The sequence below is a fragment of the uncultured Kordia sp. genome, assembly GCF_947496985.1.
GTDB lineage: Bacteria > Bacteroidota > Bacteroidia > Flavobacteriales > Flavobacteriaceae > Kordia.
The window spans coordinates 239,385-265,007 of the sequence record NZ_CANMEZ010000003.1 but is presented as its reverse complement, the minus strand read 5'-3'; the positions used below and the strand labels follow the sequence as shown (position 1 = coordinate 265,007).

Genomic DNA, 25,623 nt, shown 5'->3' with positions numbered 1-25,623 from the left:
ATATGAGTTATTTAATGTTCATTTCAATGGTATTGTTACAATTATTTAGGCATACTAATGTAGTGTTTTTCATCAAATACTTTGTTCCTATGTATTTAGACTTTTGATTTTTAAATAATATTGTTATTTCATTTTCTTGAATTGTGTACGTTCCTATATGTTCCATTTGACAACTCATGTCATATGTTTGCGCGTAGAATTTTCCGTTTTCATAAAGTTTGATTTCTATGAATTGAAATGAATTCTCTGTACTTTCAAAACTGTATTTTTCCTGATTATATGAGACTTGAAAAATTAGCCATCGTATACTAAATGAAGTAAAAATTAGAGATATACAGATCGTTATGATTATCAATCTATATTTCGTCCAATTTTGTTTATTAAAGAAAACCCATGAGTTTAGCAGTAATGCTATAGTAGTAATTATAAAGATGAACCAAGCAATTACATAATATATGCTTCCAGCATCACATATATTTCTATTTCCAGGTAGTTGTTCCCAAATTAATATGATTCCAAATACTAGAACAATACTTAGCATAATTACTTGTCCTATAATTTTAAGAATCAATTTCATATATTTTTAAAATTAAAAAAACTTAGACTCTTACTTTGAACACTTTTGGCAATACATTTTTTTATATTTTTATTTCGTCTCCTTTATTTTATGATCAGCAACAATACCAAATAATTTTTCTTTCCAATTTTTCCATTTGTAAATTTTTGCCAAAATAAATAACATAATCGGATATAAAATTAATACAGGAAAAACAATATCAAAGAATCCAGTTGTAGGCTCTGACGTATCTATAAATATAGCGTCAGTTTGCAATGCTGACCAATCTGTTGTAACTAATAAAGCCGTTAAGATATTGTTTCCTGCATGATATCCTAGTGCTAATTCCATTCCATCATCCATTAAAGTCATAATCCCTAAAATTAAACCTGTTCCAATGTAGTATACCATTGAAATGTATCCTAGTTTTTCTACTTCTGGATTTGCTGCATGCATTACACCAAAAATTACTGATGTAAATAATAACGGAACCCATTTTCTGTGTAAAATAGTTGGATTTACTTTGCTTCTTTGATCAAGAAGCATGATTACTAATAACATCACTAATCCTGTAATTCCCATATTGGTCCAAAATTCCAATTTCAGATTTGCATGTAGTATAAAGTATACTAGCGGTCCAACCGAAAGTGCTGTAATTAGTAGTGGAATGTATTTGTTCTCTTTTAGATTGACACCAATTCCTTGCATAAGATATCCTCTAAAAAGGTATTCTTCAAAACTTGTTTGTAGTGGCAAAAACAGCAAACAGATGACTAATAGTATGAGGAAAGGTTGTAAGTTAAAATTCCATTGTAACGCATCTGGTGCTAAAAGATATCCTACTATAAACGTTCCTAAATTGAAAATTACGACAATAAAGAAACCGACAAATATACGTTTCCAATCTACCTTACTTCGTGAAGTTGTGAGTGAAAGAAATGATAGTTTGTGTAATATTTTGTTTGAAAATAAAACACCTAGTAATCCAATAGCAAAGGAAATAATCATCATGAATAGAAATAAATTCCCGCCCATGATTTCGACCATTCCGCCTATATCTGTTGGCATATGGTTAGAATTCATTACTTCTTGAAAACTCATTCCTCTTTCACTCGCATTTTGAAACACCTTGATGAATAGTACAATGACTAAAGGAATTCCTCCTACCAATTGCCACGCGATAAACGTGATTAGCGTTCCAATAAGATATCGCCAAAACTCATATAAACCTTTGTAAGCTTGTGTAATAAACATATGTTTTCTTTATTTTTTTATGAAAGGTACATTCCACGATTTTGCTATATCGTATTGTAATGCGCCATTTTGTATGGTTAGTGGTGAATCAAAATTGTTGGTGTATAAGCTTCCTGTTCCTAAACCTTGTGGCAAATTGCTTTGCAATGTGTATGTCCATTGTGCAATTGCGTTGAGTCCAATATTACTTTCCAATGCACTTGTAATCCACCAATCTATGTTTTGTTTGTTTGCTAAAGAAATCCATTCTGAACTTCCTGCATATCCACCAACTAAACTTGGTTTTAAGATAATGTATTGCGGTTGAATGACTTCTAACACTTTTTTCTTTTCTTCAATATTAAAAACACCAATTAGTTCTTCATCCAATGCAATTGGTAACGGCGTTACTTTACAAAGTGCTGCCATTTCCTCCAATTGTCCTTGTTTTATGGGTTGTTCAATGGAATGTAATTCAAATTCAGATAACCGTTTTAATTTTTCTAATGCGGTTGAAGGAGTAAAAGCTCCATTCGCGTCCACGCGTAATTCTATATCATTTACTGAGTATTCTTTACGAATGCTTTGTAATAATTCTAATTCTGTGTCAAAATCAATTGCACCAATTTTCATCTTAATACATGAAAAACCTGCTTTTAATTTATCTTTTATTTGCGATTTCATAAAAGCGGCATCGCCCATCCAAATTAAACCATTGATATCAATTGCTTCTTTTCCTTCAGTAAATTTTGATGGTTGTAATAGAAATGGATTTTCAGATTGTATCGATAAAAATGCTTGTTCTACACCGAACTGAATTGATGGAAATGTTCGCAATTCTTTGAGTAATACTTCTTTTCCTAAGTATATATTTTCACATGTCCAACGTAGTTTTTCTTCATAATCTGGAACATCATCAATACTCAGACTTCGTAAAATACCACATTCTCCTATTCCTTGTTTTTCTCCATCAATTAGATGAATAAACCAAGTTTCTTTTTGTTTTAAAATTCCACGTGACGTTCCACTAGGTCTTTTAAAATCTAAGATATGTTTGTGATACGTTGCTTTCATGTTGGTATGTTGGTATGTTGGTATGTTGGTATATTGGTATATTGGTATATTGGTATATTGGTATATTGGTATGAAAGTTTATTTTATCTTTTTAAAGGTGACATTAATTGTCTAGATTTTGAGTTTTGAGAAACTAAACTTCTATACTTTTCCCAATGTCTAACAACACCAATGATTTTGCTTTTGCTTTAAATTTTATCATCGCATCCGTTTTATCAATTACTATTGGAGGAAATGAATCATAATGACATCCTAAGATTCTATCACATTCTACAAAATCACTTGCTATAATTGCATCATCAACGCCCATTGTGAACGTGTCTCCTATCGGAAGAATTGCCAAATCGAGTTTTGTTTGTAATGGAATGAGTTTCATATCATATGTCAATGCAGTATCTCCAGCAATGTAAATTGATTTTTCATTTGCTGTTAAAACGAATCCGCCAGGTTGTCCACCATAGGAACCATCAGGAAATGATGATGTATGAATTGCATTTACATACTTTGCCGAAAAAGTTTCTGTTGTATAAGTTCCGCCATGATTCATTGCAAAAACTTTAAAATATTTCGCACCATAGTGCATTGCTATTTCATAGTTTGAAACAATTGTTGCTCCTGTATTTTTAGCTAAGGTTTCCACATCTAAGATATGATCTTGATGCGCATGTGTTACTAAAATGTAATCGGCTTTTAAATCAGCGATGTTTATATGAGAAGCCATTGGATTTCCTGAAATAAAAGGATCTACAATGATATTTGTTCCTTCAAACTCAATATGTAATGAAGCATGTCCTAAATATGTGATGTTCATGTTATCTCTGTTTTTGATGTTATGTTATTCTAGTTTTAAGAATTTCTTTTTCTTTCTTCTTGTCGTCGTTGTGATGAATTTATCATCTGTAAATGTCCCGTAATATGGTGAGTAATACGTTTTCCCTTTGTTGTCTTGTATTTTAGTGTACGCTACTTTTCCATCCACAGAATATACAATATCATACAATGAAGATGATTCAAACCAACCTTGTGAAACTTTGGTGCGTCCATCTTTTTTCTCTAATAAGTTTTTACCTGAGTTTAAGATAATATGTAATTCATCATTCTTTAAAAATGCATTATACGAAGGTCCGTTTGCTCTTTTAAAGATACTTCTTCCCCAATCTAATTCGCCATTGGCATTGAATTTCATAATTAAAATATCATCATAATGATAAACTGTTTGCCAGTAACCGCCATTCATTCCTGTACTTATATACGATTGTGTAATGTAAAATTCTTCCGCTAGAATATATGTGTTTCCTTGCGTATCTTCCATTGTATAATCTACATAGAAGTTACGTAATTCTTTGGCTTTTTTCTTTTTGCGTTTCCCTCTTCTATATCCGTATAAATCTTCATATACTTGTTGAGGAAGTTCTGTTATTTTTTTAGAGGCAACCGTTAAATCTGTTTCGCTTATTACAAAATCGCAACCTCCTTTTAGTCTTCCAGAGTCTTTTTCTGAGTAAAACCCTAATAGATGTAATTGATCATTTTTTTGACTGATTACTAGTGTTCTAACAAATTCATTCTCTAGTTTTACATTTACATGTGACGTGTTGCTTTCTGAAATTTTATGCAGTACAAATTCGTAGTTTGCTTTTCCTTTTTTCTTATCGCGTTTTCCATTTAAGTATAATTTTCCCAAACTATATACTGTTGCTTCATCATCAATAATTAAATCGTTGTGTGAAAAATATTGTTCTTCATGATCACGATACGATTTTATATACACCAGATTTAAGTTTTCTGTATCATACACATGAATACGATATGAGTTGCTTTTTTTCTTGATATTATCTGTAGCAATCGCAATGTATTGTTGATTTGGAGAAATAGCAAAACTAGTTTGACGTTTGTTACTTCCTGAGAAAAGTCCGCCGCCTTTTTTCACATTTGCTTCAAAAAGCTTCGTTTTTTTATGTGTATTGTTTTTAATATTGAACGTATGACAATATAAAATACGTTCTTTTTTCTTTGGAGAATACACTGTAAACACCTTGATTTCATCATCAAAACTCAAATGTCCTTTGTAGACTTCCTTCTTTTCTTTTTTGATGACTTTAAAAAATTCTTTATCCAAATTACCATTAAAAACATCTAATAAAATGTTTTTCTTTCCAAAGCGAACAATAGCTGTTTTTCCCGCTGGACTTGTGTACATGACATCAATTTCTCCAACTTTCACCTCATCTTTGTATTGAGCGCTTTCTGTAATTTTTAGTTTTGTGGTAACTTCTTCCTGTGCATTTAAAACATAGCCTAAAAGACAAAATAATACTAAAATTGTAATTCTCTTCATATGTGGTTTTAATTGAATGTTACTTTATAAATCTTTTTTTTTAATTGAGTTTCATATATTTTCGATCATACTTGTCTTCACTTGTTATTAAGAATATCCCTTTTGTATATAAACCGTGAATAGGTATATATAAATCATGTTCTTCGTTGTTTTGTATTTTATGATATGACACACTTCCGTCTGAAGCATATACAATATCATACAAGGCTGAGAATAATGATTCATCTTTAAAGATTGCTCTTTTTTTCATCTTCTCTAATGTTTTTTCACCAGAATTCATTAATATATGTATTTTTTCATTCTTTATAAAAGCATTGTAATCTCCATGCTTTGATATTTTATGCAAACCTCTTCCCCAAACCAATTCGCCTGATGCATTTATTTTCAATATTATAATATTTATTTTCAATGCGGTTTCTGTAGTAATAATATGTTGATTGTTTAGAAAAGAACTACCCGAAGAAATATCAGTATCTGTAGTACTTTTTGCTAATAGGTATGCATTTCCTTTTTTATCTTCTATGAGATAATCTATTGAGAAACCTAATAACCAAGAACGATCATTTTTTCCAAATACATCAGAGAAAAGTTGTTTTGGAAAAAGATTCGTTTTAGAAGATTGTACCGTTAAATCATCTTTATTTATAGTAAATGTACAAGTTCCTTCAATTCTGTCATATCCTTTATCTGCATAATATCCTAAAAGTTGAAGCGTATTGTTTATACTTCGCATACGAAGTGATTTGATGAATTTTCCCTCTGTTTGAATTTTTACACTCGTTTTATTTCCTTGATTGAGTTTGTGCAGTTGGTATTCGTAGTTTTCAATTTCATCTTCCTCATCAAAAGCATATTCATCAGTTTCGATCCAAACTTTTTTAAGTAAAAAAATCGTTGCTTCGTTATCAACATACATTCCTTTTGGATCGAATCCATTCGTATCATTTTCCTGAAATCTATTTTTTGAAACTGTTTCTAAATTTTCACTATCAAATACATATGTAAAATAAGTACGTTTCTTTCTTTTAGCACTTCCCATTGCAATCGCAACATATTTATGATTTTCGGAAATACTAAAACCCGTCTGCAACTTTTTTTCTGTCTGGAATAATTCTTTTCCTTTCTCTATAGGAAGACGTACAAGTTGTTGTTTTTGATGTGAACCTTGTAAGAGATCAAATATGTAACAATTAATAATACGTTCTCGTTTGTTAGAAGCATCTACCGTGAAAATTTTCATTTTGTTTCCCATACGAATATGCCCCTTGTAGATTTCTCCTTTCTCTTTTTCGATAGTTTTATTAAACTGCAATTCAAGTTTACTATTTAGAAGATTTACAATACAGTGTTTTTTACCAAATCGAACAGTAAATAGATTTCCATTATCCATTTTACACAGAACTTTCAAATCGTCTGCTTTATCATTTTCGACAAATCGATCACTTCGTTGAATTAGTAATTCTGTAGGCGATTGTGCCAATAAAGTGTGTCCTATAAAACTTAAAATAAAAATTAATATAACTCTATTCATGCAGTGTTTCTAGTTAAATATTGCAAACAAAATCGCATACAAGAAAGTACTTAATGCAACTTTTTTCAGTTCAGGATCCAATTCTTTGTGAATGATATTTTTTCCGACAACAATCATATTCATTGCCAAAGGAATAAAGGCAATTAGAACGATTAATTGTTTTGGAGAATGATAATTCAAGTATATATAAAATAATGTGCTAAGTAAGGCACCAACAATTAAGCCATAATGATATAGTTTTGCATTCTGACTTCCTATTTTGACAACTAATGTGTTTTTTTCGTGTTTTTTATCCTTGATTCGGTCACGCATATTGTTTAGATTCAATACTGCTGCGCTTAACAATCCGATTGCTGTTGCTGGTAAAAAAATATCAAAGTTTATCTGTTTTGTGTATAAAAAGTAGCTTCCTACAACACTGAGCCAACCAAAGAATAGAAATACAAATATGTCCCCCAAACCGGAATAGCCATACGCACTTTTTCCAACCGTATATTTTACCGCGGCAATAATAGAGGTGATTCCTAAAAAGAAAAATAAGATAGAATAACTAAAGTTTTTGCTTCCAAAAGCAACATAAATTACGCATAAAGCCAGCATTAAGGTAATAATTGCCGTAATGATCATGGCATTTTTCATTTGTTTTGGCGAAATAATTCCTGAAGCTACCATACGCTGCTCTCCTTCTCTATCGTCATCGGTTCCTTTGATTCCGTCACCATAATCATTGGCAAAGTTTGATAATACTTGGAAACCTATAGTTGTTAAAACACACAACCAAAAAAGTGATGACTTCAATACAACTGGGCATCCAAAGCAACAAAAAAAGCCACCTTTCATATATAGCCAACTATATTCATTTCCTAAAGAACAACCTACAATAATTCCTGAAATGGATAAAGGTAAGGTTCGTAATCGTGCGGCTGCCAGCCATGGTTTTATCATGTATACTAATTTTTGTAAATATACAATTTCAAAAAATATTGAAAAAGGCAATGGTATTGTTTTTGATTTACTTCTTTTATCATAATATTCTATTAATTTTGCAAAAGTAATTCTCAGTTTTGAGTACCTTGCATTTTACTTTTTATCACGTATTTATGAAATTGAATTTCAGCTTATTGTTTCTATTTTTTCCTTTACTTTTTGTGCTCGCGCAAGATGGAGCTGTTTGGAACACCTATCAAGCAAAACAAGAAAAAGGTGTGAGCTCCACCAATGTCCGTATGGATTTGATTGACCAAGCGCCTGTGAATGGTTTTGACTTTCTGTTTTATGTAAAAATTGACTATCGCGTTACTAAAGAAAGTGATTTCCCGATAGGGAATAAATTGAAGAAGTTATACCAAGTTAAAGATGATATTTTTGATGCCATTAACAAGTCTGCAAACAATTATTATGTAGGTTCGTTTATGTATGATGGAAATCGTTTTGAATATTATTATATACAAGATGCTTCTGGTTTAGAAGCTAAGATTGATAAATTGTTTGCTAAAAAGTATAGTAGAGAAACATATAAAGTATTTGTAAGAGAAGATATCTCTTGGGAATTGTACAAGGATTTCTTGTATCCGAATGATGAAATAAAAAACTTCATGTCGAATCGTGATACATTGATTCAACTTAGAAATGCTGGTGACGTTGCTGAACACGCTCGAAAAATAGAGCATTACGCTAAGTTTCCAACTGAAGAAGGTAGAAAACTGTTCATTGCAAAAATTAAAGAGCTTTCCTATACGATTGATTATGAAAAAACGATTGATGATAAATCGCAACCTTACGAAGTTAAATTTCATCGCGAAGACACAACTTCAATGGAACGTATTTCAAAAATCACTCAAGAATTAATGAAGTTTGCCTATGAACATTATGGCACATACGATGGTTGGGAAACGTTTATTTGGACAAAGAAATAGTTTATTAAATATTGTTTTTCTCTTTACTTTATTTTCTATACCCTAAGATTCATTCAATATTTAAAATTTAACATTTTTATAGTCGTACACCAACTCCCATTCCAACAGTATGAATATTTTCGTTGAATCTATTTCCAGAAATATCTCCGTCTAAATCAAGTTTTATAAAATCGGCAGAGACTTCTAAAAAGAAGCTATCAGTAATATCATAAGCAACGCCAAAACCATAACTAATACCGCTTTGCGTATCGCTTACGCGTTCATCATTAGGTTGAAATACAGGATCAGGATTGCTGATAATGTCAAAACCTGTTGAAGATGTTTTTAACGAAACCGTGAAAAAACTATATCCTAAAGACACATACGGTTTAAGTTTTGGAATACTTGGTATATTGAATTCACCTATAATTTCTGGTTTTATAACAAAAGCGCCACCATTTACATCATCAAAAAAAGTATAATCAAAATAATCTACAGTAACATTCGCTTTTATCGATAGTAATCGTGTGTCAGCAAATTGATAACGCACGTCAGCACCTATCAATCCTACATAACCATTTGCAATAAAGTTATCGCCTGTTGATAATGGATAATGCAATCCAATATCAAACAAAGGTTCCAAATGTACAGTATCCTTATCTTGTGCGTTTCCAAATTGAAAACTTAGAAATATGAAAGCTATGAGTAGTTTTTTCATGGTAATTGGTTTCATTAGTATTAGACAATAACGTTCTTATACTATATTTATTGGAAAATAGGTAAAGATGCTATATCAAAGTAAAACCTCTATACTAACAACATCTCAATACGCACTACTCATTTATGGAATCCACTTTTTCTCAAAGTTTGGCTTACGTTTTTCAAGGAAAGCATCTCTACCTTCTTTGGCTTCGTCTGTCATGTAGGCTAAACGTGTTGCTTCACCTGCAAACACTTGTTGTCCAACCATTCCGTCATCAGTTAAATTCATTGCGAATTTCAACATTTTGATAGAGGTTGGCGATTTTGCTAAGATTTCTTGTGCCCATTCGTACGCTGTATCTTCCAATTCGGCATGTGGAATTACTGCGTTTACCATGCCCATTTCGTATGCTTCTTGTGCTGAATAGTTTCGCCCTAAGAAAAAGATTTCTCTGGCTTTTTTCTGTCCAACCATTTTTGCCAAATATGCTGAACCATATCCTGCATCAAAACTTGTTACATCAGCATCCGTTTGTTTAAAAATAGCGTGTTCTTTACTTGCTAATGTTAAATCGCAAACGACATGCAAACTATGTCCGCCACCAACTGCCCAACCTGGCACTACACAGATAACTGCTTTTGGCATGAAACGAATTAAACGTTGTACTTCTAAAATATTTAATCTATGGTATCCATCTTGTCCAACATATCCTTGATGACCTCTAGCTTTTTGATCGCCACCACTACAGAAAGAATATATACCATCTTTGCTAGATGGACCTTCCGCAGAAAGTAATACAACTCCAATAGTTACATCTTCATGCGCATCTCTGAAAGCATCTAACAATTCACTTGTTGTATGCGGGCGGAATGCATTTCGTACATCTGGTCGGTTAAAAGCGATTCGGGCAACTCCATTTGCCTTTTTATATGTAATATCTTCGTATTCTTTTACTGTTTTCCAATCAGGTTTACTCATATTTTTTAGTATTTTGCGTAAAAATAATTCATTTTACACACTTTTCAAGATTTTATCCATTCTAATTCTTGTAAAGAAACATATATTAAACCATACCATTTCAGATGAAATAAGCTATTATTAATAGTTTATTATTACAAAAGTAATTTTTAGTGAATTCCATCTGACCGAATTAATAAAATATAAATAACCTGATGAAAAAAATACTATTATCCGCTTTTTTATTTTGTTTTACTATCAATGCTTTTGCGCAAGATTATAAATTTAAAACTGTTGTTGATTTAGAAGCAACACCCGTAATTAGCCAAGGACGTACAGGAACTTGTTGGAGTTTTTCGGCTTCTTCTTTTCTAGAATCTGAAATTATACGTTTGACAGGAAAACAAATCAATATTTCTGAAATGTTTAATGTACGAAACACTTATCCAAAAAAAGCTTGGAATTATGTGATGCGACAAGGAAAAACACAATTTAGTCAAGGTGGATTGGCGCACGATGTAATGAATGCTATAAAATCAAACGGATTAGTTCCAAATAGTGCATACTCTGGTTTACAAGCATTACAAAAAAACCATAATCACGCCGAAATGGTAGCTGTTTTAAAAGCAATGTTGGATACGTATATTAAAAATCCTGCTAAGAAATTATCCCTAAACTGGAAGCCTGCTATTGAAAGTGTTTTAGATATTTATTTAGGAAAGCGTCCTGAATCTTTTTCATATGAAGGAAAAACATATACGCCTGAATCATTTCTAGAGATGACAAAGATCAATCCTGATGATTATGTAACACTTACTTCTTTTACACATCAACCGTATTATGAATCGTTTATATTGAATATTCCGGATAACTTTTCTAACGGAAGTTTTTATAATGTAACTTTAGATGAATTAGTTTCTGTAACTAAAAACGCATTGAAGACTGGTTATTCTGTTGAATTGGATTGTGATGTTTCAGAAGCTACATTTTCTGCAAAGTATGCGGTTGCTACAATTCCTGAAGAAGCTGTAAAAGATAAAAAAGAGTTTTCTGCTGAAATTCGCAAAGAAAAGTCAATTACTGCAACATATCGTCAACAAGAATTTGAAAATTATACAACTACCGATGATCATTTAATGCACATTACAGGCTTAACAGAAGATCAAAATGGAAATACATATTTCCGTGTAAAAAATTCTTGGGGAAGTAACACTGAACGTGTTCCAAATGATGGACATGTGAACATGAGTGAAGCTTTTTTTAGATTGAAAACAATCTCTGTGATGATTCATAAAGATGCGTTACCAAAAGCATTACGCCAGAAATTAGGATTGTAACATTCTTAGTTATTTATATACAGACAGTATATGGATAAAGATAAAAGAATTCAACTCAAACCATATATTAATATTCATAGTATCGGAAAAATTCGTTTTTGGACAGGTATTGGTTTGGGAATATTGAATGCTGTAATTTTCTTTTTGTTTATCTATTTTCTTTTAGAGTTCGCCGAGTATTTTAAAATATGTTTAGGTTACTATATATACATAGACAATACAGAAACGATATGGTATGAAAAAACATTACTCATTGCTTTTACTAGTGTTTTAGGAAGTAATGTAATGCTTCGTTATTGGTTTCAAAAACCGACTTATCATTTTCAAAAAACGTTTCGACTTACCACATTACGAATAACACATTATTCATTATTTATACATTATTTAGCTTTATATATCGGAATCGGATTTATTCATAAAGTTATTATTCCAAATGTATATGTAAAGCTTGAAATTATTGAATCCTATGGATGGGTTATCTTTTTGATTCCTATTTATATGCTTTTCAGCATCTGGACAGAAGCTTCTAGATATTTAAAAACACAACGTTGGATGCTCTATATTTTTGGAATTCTTTTGACTACAACAACACTACTCAGTTTTGTGAATATTCCTATGTATTCGTATTCTAAAATTGCTTATGAAAAAATGCATGCAGAAGATTTTGAGTATATAGATAAGGAAATTGCACATGCACAAAAAACATATCAAGTAACGTTTGATGCAGAAACAATTACAACAGTAAAACAAACAAGATCAAAGGAATTAGAAAACTTACTCTTGGAACTAAAAACTGCATTTAAAAGTGATGAAAAAATTAGCATGAAACAGATTCTTTTAGAGAAAATTATGATTCATAACTTTAAAGGATACTATTTAGAATTTTATGACAATTACTATTACACACAACCATATCATGTATATCGTCAATTAAAAAAAGTAGCTCCAAACTCAGCAGAAGCTAACGAATTGATTAACATTTTAAAGGAATTTGACGAGTTAGTAAAATATGGTTACATGGAATATGACCAAAATATACATACGTATACAGAAGCGATTAGAATATTTAGAGTATCAAATATGCTTTCTGGTAATTTTTATGGCGGAAGTCATTATTATATGTTGAATAAATCACTCAATGATATGAAACATGGTTTGATTCGATCTAATGTGTATAATCATCATCCTTTTGTAAAATATTTGAAATCAGATTCCATTCCTCCGTTAATTCAGCTTTCCCCGGATCTTTATTATTTCAGCAAGGAGTTTCCAGAATTTAAAGAAAATTACAGCATAGAAAATTAGTTTTTGGTATTATTTTTGATGCATTATTAGAATCAATCATCAATCATCAAAAAACTGATTTTACCATGAGAACCACGTATCTAATTAGCTGCCTTATAGCACTTTTAGCTTTTAGTAGTTGCAGCGTCGAAGAAGAAGAACAAACATTCGATTTATCCCAAAAGTTAGTAGCTCATTACGCATTTGATGGAAATACCAAAGATGCAAGTAATTTTAATGTAACAGCAACTACTAGCGGTGTAAAGCTTACACATGATCGCTATGCGAATCCAAATCATGCATTTTATTTTGACGGAATAGATGATAAAATTCTAATTCCGGCAAGCGATCATATCAATTTTACTACAGAGTTTACTATTAATGTTTGGATTAAAACTGATGCAAATCATTTACAACAAGTATTGTTTAAAAATGTTTCCGACGATAAAGAAATAAAAGCTGCATATGGCATTTCTTTAGGTCATACACCAAAAGATGAAATTCAAAAAGCAACAAACGATATTATCTTTTCTATTGCTCCTTTTGGAATTGAACAAGAATTACGAAAGTTTGATTATGAAAAAGAAACTTGGTATATGGTTACTTGTATTTTAAAAGATGATACGATGTATTTATATATCAATGGAAAACCAGCGGTTTTAAAATATATTAATGGGGAATTATCTACTTCAGCATTGCCATTAATTTTAGGAAGTGATCCTACAGCAAAAAATCCATTTCAAGGAAGTATTGATGATTTGCGCATGTACAGCGATGCAAAATCATTAGATTTTATTGAATATTTATACAAACAATAATTCATCAAAAAAAAATAAAAAAACGCCATTCTGAACTTGATTCAGCATGGCGCTTTTTGTTTTCAATGATGATAAGAAACCGAATCAAATTCGGCTTAACGAAAATTTGATTTTTTATAAAGCCGTTTTTTTATAATAATTCTATTCCGTTTTCTTTTATAGCTATTTGTTTTTGCTTGTACAAACTTCCTATTGCTTTTTTGAAACTCTTCTTACTCATTCCTAAGCGTCTTTTTATTTCTTCAGGATCGCTTTTATCATGTAACGGCAAAGTTCCTTTATTTTGCTGTAAAGCATCTAACACTACTTGTGCAGAAGGTTCTATGTTTTTGTATCCAATATGCTGTAAGGACAAATCGATTTTATTGTCTTCTCTAATTTTTTTGATAACACCTTTTAAGCGTTCTCCTAGTTTTAAATCTTTGTAAATTTCATCATTGTACACCAAACCTTTGTGTTGTTGATTGATAATCATTTCAACACCTAAATCTGTAAAACGAGAAACAATCAAATCAACCTCATCAAAACGCTCAACCGTTAACTCTTCATTACTTAAAAACTTATTTGTTTTGCTTGAGCCAACCAAACGATTCGTTTCTTCATCCAAATAACAATACACAACATACCATTTTCCTTCTAGCATATCACGTGCTTGTTCTTTAAAAGGAACAAATAAATCTTTCTCCAATCCCCAATCTAAAAAAGCTCCGTAATCACTTAACGCAGTTACACGTAACAAAGCAAATTCATTTACTTTCGTATAGGGTTTCAAAGTGGTTGTTACAGGACGTTCATGACTATCCAAATAAGCAAATACCGACAACTTATCTCCTATTTCAAAAGAAGTTGGCACATATTTATTTGGCAACAATATTTCATTTCCTTCCTCATCGCCCAAGAAAAGTCCTGGAGGCGTTTCTCTTAATATTTCTAATGTATTGAGTTGTCCTAAATGAATCATTCTGTTTAAATTTTCGCCAAAGGTACGTTTTATCTAACGATTACAATAAAAAAACGCCATCCCATAAAAGGATAGCGCTTTTTAAAACATATATAATAGTACTCTTAACTGTATACTTCTTGTTTTCCGAAATGCACTGTTAGTAAATAATATACAACAGCTCTGTATTTGTTTCTGTTAGAACGACCATACTGTTCCATAACTCCATCAATTGCTTTGTTTAAATCAGCACTATCAGCTAATCCTAACTTTTTGATTAAGAAATTGTTTTTTACAGTAGCTAGCTCTTTTTCATCAGATCCTGAAACGGTAGCAGCGTCTTTATTGTAAATAGCTGGTCCACATCCGATAGTTACTTTTGTCAATAAATCCATGTCAGCAGTAACTCCACACTTGTCTTTTAAATCTGCAGCGTACTTTGTGATAAGCTCGTCTCTTTTACTCATAACTCGTTAAAATTTGTTTAATTATAAAATGATTAATAATATATATTTTCAAAAGTAGTAGAAGTAGAAATATTCTTTATTCTTTGAAGTTGCAAGTTATTGCTTTTCGTTAAAGTGTTTAAAATAATCGATCAACGTAATATCATTATCAATACGAGGTGTAAAAACTTCTAAAATTTTTGGTTGTTCACTTTCATCATAAAAAGTCTCCAATTCCTTTTGCAGTATAAGTTCATTCGTAGCTGTACGATATTCAAAACGATACATTTCAGCTAATTGTTTTGCTGTATGCGAATGAATGGTTTCAAAATACGTATTGAAGTTCTCTGTGTTTTTATTTCCAGGCAAGATTCTGAAAATTCCACCGCCACTATTATTCACTAATATAATTCTAAAGTTTTTCGGAATATAATTATTCCACAAAGCGTTGCTATCGTAAAAGAAACTTAAATCTCCTGTTATCAACATTGTTTGTTTATCTGTAACTACCGAAGTTCCAACAGCTGTTGACGTACTTCCGTCAATTCCACTAGTTCCTCTATTACAATACAATTCTATATTAGAATCGATAGGAAAAAGCTGTGCATAACGTACTGTAGAACTATTTCCTAAGTGTAAAATTAACGAAGTTGGCAAGGAATCTATAATTGCTTCAAATGCTTTTAAATCTGTAAATTCTATCTTTTGTAAATAGGCTTTATGTTTTGCTTCGCGCTCTATTTTTATAGTATTCCAAAAGTTCTTATATGAACTTTCAATAGGGGTAATTTGCGCAAAAAACGATTCAAAAAAATCATTTGGATTCATCTGAAAGAAATGTTCCAAACAGAAAAAAGTATCAAATACTCTATTCTCATGAATATGCCAATGGTGTTTTGGTTGTCGCTTACGCAAGATGGCTTTAATTTTCTTTGAAACAATCATTCCACCAAGTGTCAGCATTACTTCTGGCTGAAATTCATCAAGTAAGTCTTCGTTTTTTTCAATAGGTAAAATCAATTGATCAATTGCATTGAAAAATCGTTCATCACGTAAATTTGAAGTCGTTTCGGTCAATACCATCACTGACGGATCTTCTGCTAAGATTTCTAAATATTTACGTAAAATTGTATTCGGTGGCAATGTCCCAACCAACACTAATTTTCGAATTGAAGTACTCCAAACATTTGCGGCTGTAGTTATATTTGAAGCAGCTACAGGTGGTTTGCTTTTTTGAGGAATTATTGTTGGAGAGATATCCTGTGTTTCCTGCATAAAGTACAAAGGCTCATCAAAAGGCGCGTTGATATGAACTGGTCCATTTGTTTCTACAGCTGCATTTAATGCCAAATTGATTTCCTTTTCATTATATGATTGCACTTTTTTCTGCAATTCACGCTCCATCTCTTCAGATAATTCATGCGTTTCACGTAAAATAGTGCTTTTATGAACAATATCTTGTTTTAGATTTGCTTCATAATTGATATGATTTTTGAAGACATGTTTTTGACGAATGGTTTGTCCATCTCCAACATCAATTAAATAGGCTGGTCTGTCTGCCGAAATAACCACAACAGGCACATTGCTATAATATGCTTCCGCAATAGCAGGATAATAATTTAACATGGCAGAACCTGAAGTACAAATCACCGCTACAGGTTTCCTTAATTTTTGCGCCATTCCTAAAGCAAAAAAAGCAGCGCAACGTTCATCAACAATACTGTATGCATGTATAGCTGGGTGCTGTGAAAAACTTAAAGTTAATGGCGCATTTCGCGATCCTGGAGAGATCACAACATGGTTTATTCCTTTGGCAATACAAAGCGCAACTAAAGTTTGTGCGAGTGGGATTTTTGAGTACATCATTCGTATCACAAAAGTACGACTTTCAATGTATTTTTTATAATACTCGTTTCATTATTTGTGATTTAGCAAGTGTTTCTTGCCATTCTGATTCTGGATTGGAATCTTTAACAATTCCGCCACCAATGTAAAGTATTGCTTTTCTTCCATTTAACTCCATACATCGAAGATTTACATAGAGCTCAGAATTGGTTCTAACCGTTCTGTATGCACTATTTTCTTGATTTTTTCGATTGCGATTTCTTGAATTTTCTTCACGCATATTCAATTCGCCTAAATAACCAGTATAAAACGTTCGGTTATATCCTTCTTCTTTTAAAATAAATGATTTTGCTTCTTGTGTTGGGAAACCACAAATAGCTGGTGTTGGATGCAATGTAGTAATAATGTCTCCTATATTTACCGATGAGGAAATTCGCCCAGAAATCATCGAACGTAAGTGAACTATACTTCCTGCCTGATGCGTTTCTGCTTTTGTAATATTTATATTAGAAGTTACATTTTGTAAGCGATTTACAATATAATCTGTAACAATTTGTTGTTCATCAATTTCTTTCTGATCCCAAGAAACAACTATATCTTTTTCTAGTTTTCTAGTTCCTGCCAAGGACATCGTTGTAAATGTACTTCCTTTTGATTTTACTAAGGTTTCTGGAGTAGCGCCAAGCCACATACCAACTTTCGGGTGATACCAAATGTATACAAAAGCTGTTTTGTACGTCGCTAATAGTTGTTGAAATAACACTAATGGATCTTTTTCAGTAACAACTTCTTCCTTATGGGATAAAACTATTTTTTCTATTTCAGAATTTTGAATCGTTTCTACACCTTTTGCTACCAATTTTATGTGTTTTTGGTGTGCTTTCGCAGAAATATGCTCAGAAACAATTGTTGCTTCTGGAATTGAGATATCCGAAATTGTAATTTGCTGAATGTCTTCAAATGGAATTAAAATTGCTTTCTCAGTAGCATCAAACGGAGCAAAGACAAAACCACTTTCGGTAAAGTCTGAAACTTTATGCAATAAATCATCGTGTTGAAAAATAACATTCGTCAGAATTGCATTCGGCTTTCGATACGCAACAAAAGGTAGTTTGTTTTTTAAATGTGTAGCTAAGGTTTCGAGCATGAATATAATCTGAAATTATTTAAGCAATACAATCGTTGTCAATTTACACAACGAAATTAAGGTTCCTTCTTCATCTTCCACTCTTATTTCCCAAAGATGTGTTGTGCGTCCTTTATGAATTGGTCGTGCAGTTGCAAATACTTCGCCTTCTCGTTTACTTTTTAAGTGATTTGCCGAAATTTCCAATCCTTTCACTTTAAACTTTGTTGTATCTATAAATAAATGTGAAGCCGTACTTCCTACGGTTTCAGCCAATGCAACTGTTGCGCCACCATGTAATAATCCTTGCGGTTGATGTACACTTGCGTTTACAGGCATCTTTGCTATTAAATAATCTTCTCCAACATCCGTGTATGAAATTTTTAAGGTTTCAAGTAATGTATTTGGAACAATTGCATTGAGTTGTTTCAGAATTTCTTCTTTATTTAAATTCATTTGATATATTTATAGAATTGTATCGACAAACAGTTTTGATACTACAAAAATACAAAACACTAGCGCAAATCTAATGATGAACGAAAAAGAAATATCATACCAAACTACAAATACATATACTACTGTAAACACACTTACTTCAAAAACTAAAAACGTATGGTTCGCTTGCCATGGAATTGGTTTTTTGAGTCGTTATTTTTCACTTTATTTTGAAACGCTAAATCCTGAAGAGAATTACATTATTGCTCCACAAGCGGCTTCTAAATATTACTTAAAGAACGAATACAAGCACGTTGGTGCTAGTTGGCTGACCAAAGAAAACACACAAAAAGAAATTGAAAATGTAATGGCAAATTTGAATGCCATTTATAAAGCTGAACAGATTCCTAGTACTGTGAATTTTTATGTTTTAGGGTTTTCACAAGGTGTTTCAGTTGCGTTGCGTTGGGTTGCACGTTATAAAATCCCATGTACTAAATTGATTATTTATGCAGGAAGTATTCCGAATGAATTAACAGCTACAGATTTTGAATTCATCAATTATGACACTACAAAAGTCATTAATATTGTAGGTGATAAGGACGAATATTTAACAGAAAAACGCATGCAACAAGAAATTGAAAAAATGCAGTTATTATTTGGCGACAATTACTTCTTCAATACCTTTGAAGGTACGCATCAAATGTCAATGGAAGTACTATCTTCACTTGCCGATTAGTCTAATAATATGAGTTTTACGTAGCTTTAGTAGGGCGATCACGTAATAGTCTTCATATTTTTATCTGTATGTTTACATCATCAAAAAAAAATTGAGTTAAATTTTAGATTTCCTAAAAAACCTAAATTTAGCTCAAAACCACTAAATAACCAATCACAACCAATCCTTAAAAGCGCAACTTGTACAAACAGTTGCGCTTTTTTGTACACGCCATTTTTTTGTCATAAAGTCTCTTTGTTTGTATTGGTTCTTATTTAGAACTAATTAAAATAAATCCTTAGAAAAGTAGCTATTTTTTGTTTTCTTTGTAAGATATGATAGCCCCAATTAAAATTAAAAGTACCCTAAAAGAATATTTTGGTTACGACCAATTTAGACCATTGCAAGAAGAAATTATTCAATCAATTTTTGAAGGAAATGATAATTTAGTGATTATGCCTACAGGTGGAGGAAAATCAATCTGTTTTCAATTACCAGCTATTTTATTAGAAGGAATTACCATTGTAATTTCTCCTTTGATTGCCTTAATGAAAGATCAAGTTGATGGTTTAACGACTAACGGAATTGCTGCTGCTTATATTAATAGTAGCCAATCGGAAAGTGAGCAACAAGAAATTTATAGTAAAATTGCTGCTAACGAAATAAAATTGTTATACACAGCACCTGAAAGTTTATCCTATTTAGAACATATTTTTACAAGCCAGAAAATTAGTTTGATTGCTATTGACGAAGCCCATTGTATTTCATCTTGGGGACACGATTTTCGTCCAGCATATACAAATCTTGGCTATTTAAAAAATCGTTTTCCTGATATTCCTGTGATTGCATTAACCGCTACTGCAGATAAGGCAACTCGTGAAGACATTGCCAATCAGTTAAACATTCCAAATGCCACACAACACATAGCATCTTTTGATCGAAAGAATTTAAAATTAGAAGTACGTCCTGCAAATGATCGAATTACACAAATCATTAATTTCATTGAAGATAAACCAAACGAAAGCGGAATCATCTATTGTTTAAGTAGAAAAGCTACACAAGCCGTTGCCGAAAAATTGCAAGCTGCTAATATCAACGCAATGGCATATCATGCTGGAATTGCTCACAATATTCGTTCTCAAATTCAAGAAGACTTCATCAATGATACATGTCAGGTAATTTGTGCAACCATTGCTTTTGGGATGGGAATTGACAAATCGAATGTACGTTGGGTTATTCATTATAATTTACCAAAAAACATAGAAGGGTATTATCAAGAAATTGGTCGTGCAGGTCGTGACGGATTGCCTTCAGACACCTTACTTTTTCATAGTTATGGAGATGTGATTCAATTGCAAAAGTTTGCGCAAAATTCAGGTAATGTAGATGTGCAACTTGCCAAGTTAGATCGTATGAAAGAATACGCTGATGCGTTGAGTTGTCGCAGAAAAATATTACTCAATTACTTTGGAGAATTGATTAGTGAAGATTGTGGAAACTGCGATGTTTGTAAAAATCCTCCACAGTTTTTTGATGGAACTATTATTGCTCAAAAAGCCCTATCTGCTGTAGCGCGTTTAGATGGGCAAGAACCAATAGGAACTGTCATTGATGTCTTGCGTGGTGCACAAAATAATACCATTTTTGAAAAAGGGTATCAAAATGTAAAAACCTACGGAATAGCCAAAGATATTGCTTGGCTTGACTGGAAACAGTACATGACACAACTGATTAATCAAGGGTATTTAGAAATTGCTTTTCATGAAAATAATAAACTTAAACTTACACAATTTGCAAAAGATGTATTGTTTAAAGGAAAGAAAGTTGATTTAGCAAACTTAGTCGAAGCTGAGAAAGTAAAAGAAAAACAAAAAGCAAAAGCTCCTAAAGCCTCTAAAAATTTATTATTTGAACGATTACGTGAATTACGACTCAATATTGCACGCGAAGAAGATGTTCCTGCGTATCAAATTTTTAACGATGCAACCTTGAAAGAAATGGACGCAGAACGACCAATGTCTGATGAAGAATTTATACAAATTAATGGTGTTGGGCGAAAAAAGATGGAAAATTATGGATATCAATTCATTAAAGAAATCATCGCTTTTTCAAAAGAAAAAAAACCAAGACGTACTAAAGGCGAAACAACTAAGAAAACATACGAATTATACAAACAAGGTTTATCGATTGCTGAAATTGCGCAAGAACGAAAATTAGCTGAAACTACTATCTTTTCTCATATTTCTAAATTATATGACGATGGAAAAGATATCGATTTAATGCAATTTATTGGAAAACAAGACTTACAAAGTATTAGAGACGCTAAAGAAACACTTAATGATCCTGATACGTTAAAAGCCTATTTTGAACATTTTGAAGAAGCAATTCCCTATTCTACAATTCGTATTGGTTTAACCATTTTGAGTAAAGAAAATTAAGTACATCAATATACAATTAGTTACCATTCTATTTTTCTTCACGATAAGTGTAGTATTCTCTATAATTTATATAGATTTTATTCTTTTCACACTTTTGATGAAAAATTTGATAGTTTTAGAAAATTCAGCTAACTTCCTGTCTTAATTTCACTTAAAACTAACAACCAACTAATTATGAAACAAAAATTACTCTTATTACTTCTTATTTGTACAGGAGTTTCTTTTACTAATGCGCAAGGGATTTTTGATGATTCCATTCACACAGCAACCACTTTTGGAAGTGTAAATTCGCCTGGAGCTGAAGGTGTTCAAAATGTAATTGATCAAAATTCGAATACAAAGTATTTAGATTTTAATGCTTTTGATGGTATTGGTCTTGAAGTCGATATACTAGGTGTTGCAACTACTGCCATTGCTATGGAATTTGTAACAGCAAACGATGCACCTGAACGTGATCCGACTAATTATGAAATCTCTGGTTCTAATGATGGAACAAATTTTACAAGTATTGCTACTGGAACTATTCCATGTGCTTCTACACGTTTCTTTTCAAGAACATTTTCATTTACGAATACTAACTCATATACGTATTATAGAGTTAACTTTACAGGAACTTGTGGTGCTTCAAGCATTAATCAAATTGCAGATATTCAATTATTTGAATCTATTGGAGATTCGCCAGTGATTAGCTGTCCTGCAAATATTACTGTTAATAATACTACCGGACAATGTGACGCTGTTGTAAATTATAACGTTACCGCTAACGATACTGAAGATGGAATGTTGACACCAACCGTAACATCTGGTTTGGCTTCTGGTTCATCATTTCCTGTGGGAACTACTGAAGTTTTTATGAGTATTACTGATTCTGATAATAATACTTCTAGCTGTAGCTTTACAGTTACTGTAGTAGACAATGAATTACCTGTTGCCGGTTGCCCTGCAAACATTATGGAAACAGCTGCTAGTTTTGGAGATACAACTGCTGTTGTTAATTATGCCTTAACACCTACAGATAATTGTGTATTGATAAACCCATTGACAGATTTTACACCTTTGACAAACATTAATGGAAAAGCATATTATTTATCAGATAATACATTTACGCCTGCCGATGCTTTTACTGATGCAATTGTTCAAGGTGGATTTGTAGGAACCATAAGAAATGGCACAGACAATACAACTATCACCGAAGCCATCAGTAAAATTGGAGGAACTGGAGATGTGCTGTTAGGATTTAGTGATACAGCTTCCGAAGGAAGTTTTATATGGCACAGTGGAGATGTTTCAACCTATGATAATTGGAATTCTGGAGAACCAAATAATGCAGGAAATGAAGATTATACTGTAATTCAATCAAGTGGTGGTTGGAATGATATTACGAATGGAAGCACATACAGATACCTTTTAGAAGTTGATTATATCCCAACTCAAACTGCTGGTTTACCTAGTGGTGCTGATTTCCCAATTGGTACGACAACAAATACGTTTACAATTACAGATTTGGCAGGAAACGCAGTAATGTGCTCTTTTGACGTTACTATAGATGAAAACTTAAGTGTTGATGAAAATGCTTTTTCAAATAGTATCAGGCTTTCACCAAATCCTACAAAGAATGTTATTACAATTAATAGTGTAACCAATGTTTCATTGAATAACATACGTATTCTTGATTTAAATGGTAGAACTTTACAAACCATTTCTAATATTGGACAGTTAGCTGATGGAAAAACGGTTAATATTTCAAATCTTGCAGCCGGAATATACTTTATGCAGTTAGAAGATTCTGATAATAGAATTGCTGTGAAACGAATTGTAAAAAGATAAGAATGTGATTTATGTTTTATCTCGACTTATGTGCGATATGACAACAAAATAAATATTTGAAGAAATCATAAAAAAAACCAGCTCAATTGAGCTGGTTTTCTTTTATATAATAATTGTTAAGATTACTTAACTTCCTCGAAATCTACGTCTTGAACATCTTCTCCGTCTTTATCATCTCCACCTTGTGCTGATGGATCTGGTCCTGGAGCTCCGCCTTGTTGTGCTTCTGCTTGTGCTTTGTACATTTCTTCACTAGCAACTTTCCAAGCTTCGTTGATTTTCTCTAAAGCAGGATCAATCACTGCGATGTCTTTTGTTTCATACGCTTTTTTCAATTCCTCTAAAGCATCTTCAATTGGCTTTTTCTTATCATCAGATAATTTATCACCAAATTCTTTTAATTGCTTTTCTGTTTGGAAAATCATAGAATCTGCTTCATTTAACTTATCAACAGTTTCTTTTGCTTTTTTATCCGCTTCTGCATTTGCTTCCGCTTCTTGCTTCATTTTCTCAATTTCTTCTTCTGTTAATCCTGAAGAAGCTTCAATACGAATGTTTTGTTCTTTGTTTGTTCCTTTATCTTTAGCTGAAACATTGATAATTCCGTTAGCATCAATATCGAATGTTACTTCAATTTGAGGAACTCCTCTTTGTGCTGGTGGAATTCCATCTAAATGGAAACGACCAATTGTTTTATTGTTTGCTGCCATTGGACGCTCACCTTGTAGTACATGAATCTCCACAGATGGCTGATTGTCTGCAGCTGTTGAAAATACTTGAGATTTCTTTGTTGGAATTGTAGTGTTTGCATCAATTAGCTTTGTCATTACATTCCCCATTGTCTCAATTCCAAGAGAAAGTGGTGTAACATCTAATAATAAAACGTCTTTTACATCTCCTGTTAAAACTCCACCTTGAATTGCAGCTCCTACAGCAACAACTTCATCAGGATTTACACCTTTACTTGGTTTTTTACCAAAGAATTTTTCTACTGCTTCTTGTACAGCAGGAATACGTGTAGAACCTCCTACTAAGATAATTTCGTCAATATCTCCTGTTGATAAACCAGCATTTTTCAAAGCAGTTTGGCAAGGCTCAATTGTTCTTTTTACTAAATCGTCGATTAATTGCTCAAATTTTGCTCTAGATAATGTACGAACCAAGTGCTTTGGTCCACTAGCTGTAGCAGTAATATATGGCAAGTTAATTTCCGTAGAAGTTGTACTTGATAATTCAATTTTTGCTTTTTCAGACGCTTCTTTTAAACGTTGTAATGCCATTGGATCTTTACGTAAATCCATTCCTTCTTCACTATTGAACTCATCTGCCAACCAGTTAATGATTTTCTCATCAACATCATCTCCACCTAAGTGTGTATCTCCATCAGTAGATAATACTTCAAATACTCCATCTCCTAATTCTAGAATAGAAACATCATGTGTTCCACCTCCAAAGTCAAAAACAACGATCTTTTGATCTGTTCCTTTCTTATCCATTCCATAAGCTAATGCCGCAGCAGTTGGCTCATTGATAATTCTTCTAACTTTTAATCCTGCAATTTCTCCTGCTTCTTTTGTAGCTTGACGTTGTGCATCATTAAAATATGCTGGTACTGTAATTACAGCTTCCGAAACATCTTGTCCTAAGAATTCCTCAGCAGTTTTCTTCATTTTTTGAAGAATCATTGCAGATAATTCTTGTGGAGAATATAAACGTCCGTCAATATCAACTCTTGGCGTATCGTTATCTCCTTTTACTACTTTATATGGAACACGTCCTGCTTCTTTAGCAGATTCTGAAAATTTGTTCCCCATAAAACGTTTGATAGAATAAACTGTTTTTGTAGGGTTTGTTACAGATTGTCTTTTTGCAGGATCACCAACTTTGATTTCTCCGCCTTCAACAAAAGCAATAACAGAAGGAGTAGTTCGTCTTCCTTCAGCGTTTGCGATTACTACTGGTTCATTTCCTTCCATTACGGAAACACATGAGTTGGTAGTTCCTAAATCGATTCCAATAATTTTACTCATAACCTTATTTTAAACTTTTATCTATTGTGTTGTGATTTTTATTTTTTTACTGTTATCCATAAGACAATGACTATGCCAACCCTAAAATGCTA

Annotated in this window: 22 protein-coding genes; 7 read left to right on the top strand and 15 right to left on the bottom strand. The window is 32.2% G+C overall.

Annotation, left to right across the window (positions count from 1 at the left end):
- Window positions 1–7: 7 nt before the first annotated feature.
- The 7 genes from Q0828_RS09555 to menA form a co-directional block, all read right to left on the bottom strand.
- Window positions 8–577, bottom strand: coding sequence for a hypothetical protein (locus Q0828_RS09555; RefSeq protein ID WP_298419978.1), 570 nt, complete (start codon window positions 575–577; stop codon window positions 8–10).
- Window positions 578–646: 69 nt separating this feature from the next.
- Window positions 647–1,810 carry a CPBP family glutamic-type intramembrane protease gene (locus Q0828_RS09550; RefSeq protein ID WP_298419976.1) on the bottom strand — a complete coding sequence of 388 codons (1,164 nt, stop codon included), beginning with the start codon at window positions 1,808–1,810 and terminating at the stop codon, window positions 647–649.
- Between the two features lie 9 nt (window positions 1,811–1,819).
- Window positions 1,820–2,863 (bottom strand): o-succinylbenzoate synthase, encoded by a 1,044-nt coding sequence (locus Q0828_RS09545; RefSeq protein WP_298419975.1) that lies wholly within the window; start codon window positions 2,861–2,863, stop codon window positions 1,820–1,822.
- Window positions 2,864–2,996: 133 nt separating this feature from the next.
- Complete coding sequence (locus tag Q0828_RS09540; protein WP_298419973.1) at window positions 2,997–3,674, bottom strand: metal-dependent hydrolase; 678 nt, start codon at window positions 3,672–3,674, stop codon at window positions 2,997–2,999.
- 24 nt (window positions 3,675–3,698) lie between these two features.
- A complete protein-coding gene (locus tag Q0828_RS09535; RefSeq protein WP_298419971.1) occupies window positions 3,699–5,201 on the bottom strand; it encodes a hypothetical protein in 1,503 nt (500 codons plus the stop codon).
- 40 nt (window positions 5,202–5,241) lie between these two features.
- Window positions 5,242–6,732, bottom strand: a complete 1,491-nt coding sequence (locus Q0828_RS09530) for a hypothetical protein (protein WP_298419969.1) — start codon at window positions 6,730–6,732, stop codon at window positions 5,242–5,244.
- A gap of 9 nt (window positions 6,733–6,741) precedes the next feature.
- Window positions 6,742–7,677: a 1,4-dihydroxy-2-naphthoate octaprenyltransferase gene (gene menA, locus Q0828_RS09525; RefSeq protein ID WP_298419967.1), complete on the bottom strand. Its 936-nt coding sequence runs from the start codon at window positions 7,675–7,677 to the stop codon at window positions 6,742–6,744.
- A gap of 155 nt (window positions 7,678–7,832) precedes the next feature.
- Between menA and Q0828_RS09520 the strand changes: the two genes are divergently transcribed.
- The gene (locus Q0828_RS09520; RefSeq protein ID WP_298419965.1) at window positions 7,833–8,648 is read left to right on the top strand and encodes a DUF695 domain-containing protein; all 816 of its coding nucleotides are present in this window, start codon (window positions 7,833–7,835) and stop codon (window positions 8,646–8,648) included.
- Between the two features lie 76 nt (window positions 8,649–8,724).
- Here Q0828_RS09520 and Q0828_RS09515 read toward each other — a convergent pair whose 3' ends face one another.
- Both Q0828_RS09515 and Q0828_RS09510 read right to left on the bottom strand, forming a co-directional pair.
- Complete coding sequence (locus Q0828_RS09515) at window positions 8,725–9,345, bottom strand: outer membrane beta-barrel protein (protein ID WP_298419963.1); 621 nt, start codon at window positions 9,343–9,345, stop codon at window positions 8,725–8,727.
- Window positions 9,346–9,468: 123 nt separating this feature from the next.
- Complete coding sequence (locus tag Q0828_RS09510; RefSeq protein ID WP_298419962.1) at window positions 9,469–10,308, bottom strand: 1,4-dihydroxy-2-naphthoyl-CoA synthase; 840 nt, start codon at window positions 10,306–10,308, stop codon at window positions 9,469–9,471.
- Window positions 10,309–10,502: 194 nt separating this feature from the next.
- Between Q0828_RS09510 and Q0828_RS09505 the strand changes: the two genes are divergently transcribed.
- The 3 genes from Q0828_RS09505 (at window position 10,503) to Q0828_RS09495 (ending at window position 13,726) form a co-directional block, all read left to right on the top strand.
- Window positions 10,503–11,624, top strand: a complete 1,122-nt coding sequence (locus tag Q0828_RS09505; protein ID WP_298419960.1) for a C1 family peptidase — start codon at window positions 10,503–10,505, stop codon at window positions 11,622–11,624.
- Between the two features lie 30 nt (window positions 11,625–11,654).
- The gene (locus Q0828_RS09500; RefSeq protein ID WP_298419957.1) at window positions 11,655–12,929 is read left to right on the top strand and encodes a hypothetical protein; all 1,275 of its coding nucleotides are present in this window, start codon (window positions 11,655–11,657) and stop codon (window positions 12,927–12,929) included.
- A 65-nt stretch (window positions 12,930–12,994) separates the two neighbouring features.
- Window positions 12,995–13,726, top strand: coding sequence for a LamG domain-containing protein (locus Q0828_RS09495; RefSeq protein WP_298419955.1), 732 nt, complete (start codon window positions 12,995–12,997; stop codon window positions 13,724–13,726).
- Window positions 13,727–13,856: 130 nt separating this feature from the next.
- On the opposite strand, the gene Q0828_RS09490 is transcribed toward Q0828_RS09495, so the two are convergent.
- From Q0828_RS09490 to Q0828_RS09470, 5 genes are all read right to left on the bottom strand, one after another.
- Window positions 13,857–14,687, bottom strand: a complete 831-nt coding sequence (locus tag Q0828_RS09490; RefSeq protein ID WP_298419953.1) for a S1-like domain-containing RNA-binding protein — start codon at window positions 14,685–14,687, stop codon at window positions 13,857–13,859.
- Window positions 14,688–14,791: 104 nt separating this feature from the next.
- On the bottom strand, window positions 14,792–15,133 hold the full coding sequence (locus Q0828_RS09485) for a DUF2853 family protein (RefSeq protein ID WP_298419951.1): 342 nt from the start codon (window positions 15,131–15,133) through the stop codon (window positions 14,792–14,794).
- Window positions 15,134–15,229: 96 nt separating this feature from the next.
- Window positions 15,230–16,978, bottom strand: a complete 1,749-nt coding sequence (menD, locus tag Q0828_RS09480) for a 2-succinyl-5-enolpyruvyl-6-hydroxy-3-cyclohexene-1-carboxylic-acid synthase (protein WP_298419949.1) — start codon at window positions 16,976–16,978, stop codon at window positions 15,230–15,232.
- 34 nt (window positions 16,979–17,012) lie between these two features.
- The gene (locus Q0828_RS09475; protein WP_298419947.1) at window positions 17,013–18,104 is read right to left on the bottom strand and encodes a chorismate-binding protein; all 1,092 of its coding nucleotides are present in this window, start codon (window positions 18,102–18,104) and stop codon (window positions 17,013–17,015) included.
- A gap of 15 nt (window positions 18,105–18,119) precedes the next feature.
- Window positions 18,120–18,539 (bottom strand): hotdog fold thioesterase, encoded by a 420-nt coding sequence (locus tag Q0828_RS09470; protein ID WP_298419945.1) that lies wholly within the window; start codon window positions 18,537–18,539, stop codon window positions 18,120–18,122.
- A 73-nt stretch (window positions 18,540–18,612) separates the two neighbouring features.
- Here Q0828_RS09470 and Q0828_RS09465 point away from each other — a divergent pair, with 73 nt between their 5' ends.
- From Q0828_RS09465 to Q0828_RS09455, 3 genes are all read left to right on the top strand, one after another.
- Window positions 18,613–19,257: an esterase gene (locus Q0828_RS09465; RefSeq protein WP_366523575.1), complete on the top strand. Its 645-nt coding sequence runs from the start codon at window positions 18,613–18,615 to the stop codon at window positions 19,255–19,257.
- 314 nt (window positions 19,258–19,571) lie between these two features.
- Complete coding sequence (gene recQ / locus Q0828_RS09460; RefSeq protein WP_298419943.1) at window positions 19,572–21,674, top strand: DNA helicase RecQ; 2,103 nt, start codon at window positions 19,572–19,574, stop codon at window positions 21,672–21,674.
- Window positions 21,675–21,848: 174 nt separating this feature from the next.
- Complete coding sequence (locus tag Q0828_RS09455) at window positions 21,849–23,501, top strand: HYR domain-containing protein (protein ID WP_298419941.1); 1,653 nt, start codon at window positions 21,849–21,851, stop codon at window positions 23,499–23,501.
- Window positions 23,502–23,623: 122 nt separating this feature from the next.
- Here Q0828_RS09455 and dnaK read toward each other — a convergent pair whose 3' ends face one another.
- Entirely contained in the window at window positions 23,624–25,531 is a 1,908-nt protein-coding gene (dnaK, locus tag Q0828_RS09450; RefSeq protein WP_298419938.1) for a molecular chaperone DnaK, read from the bottom strand.
- Between the last annotated feature and the right edge of the window lie 92 nt (window positions 25,532–25,623).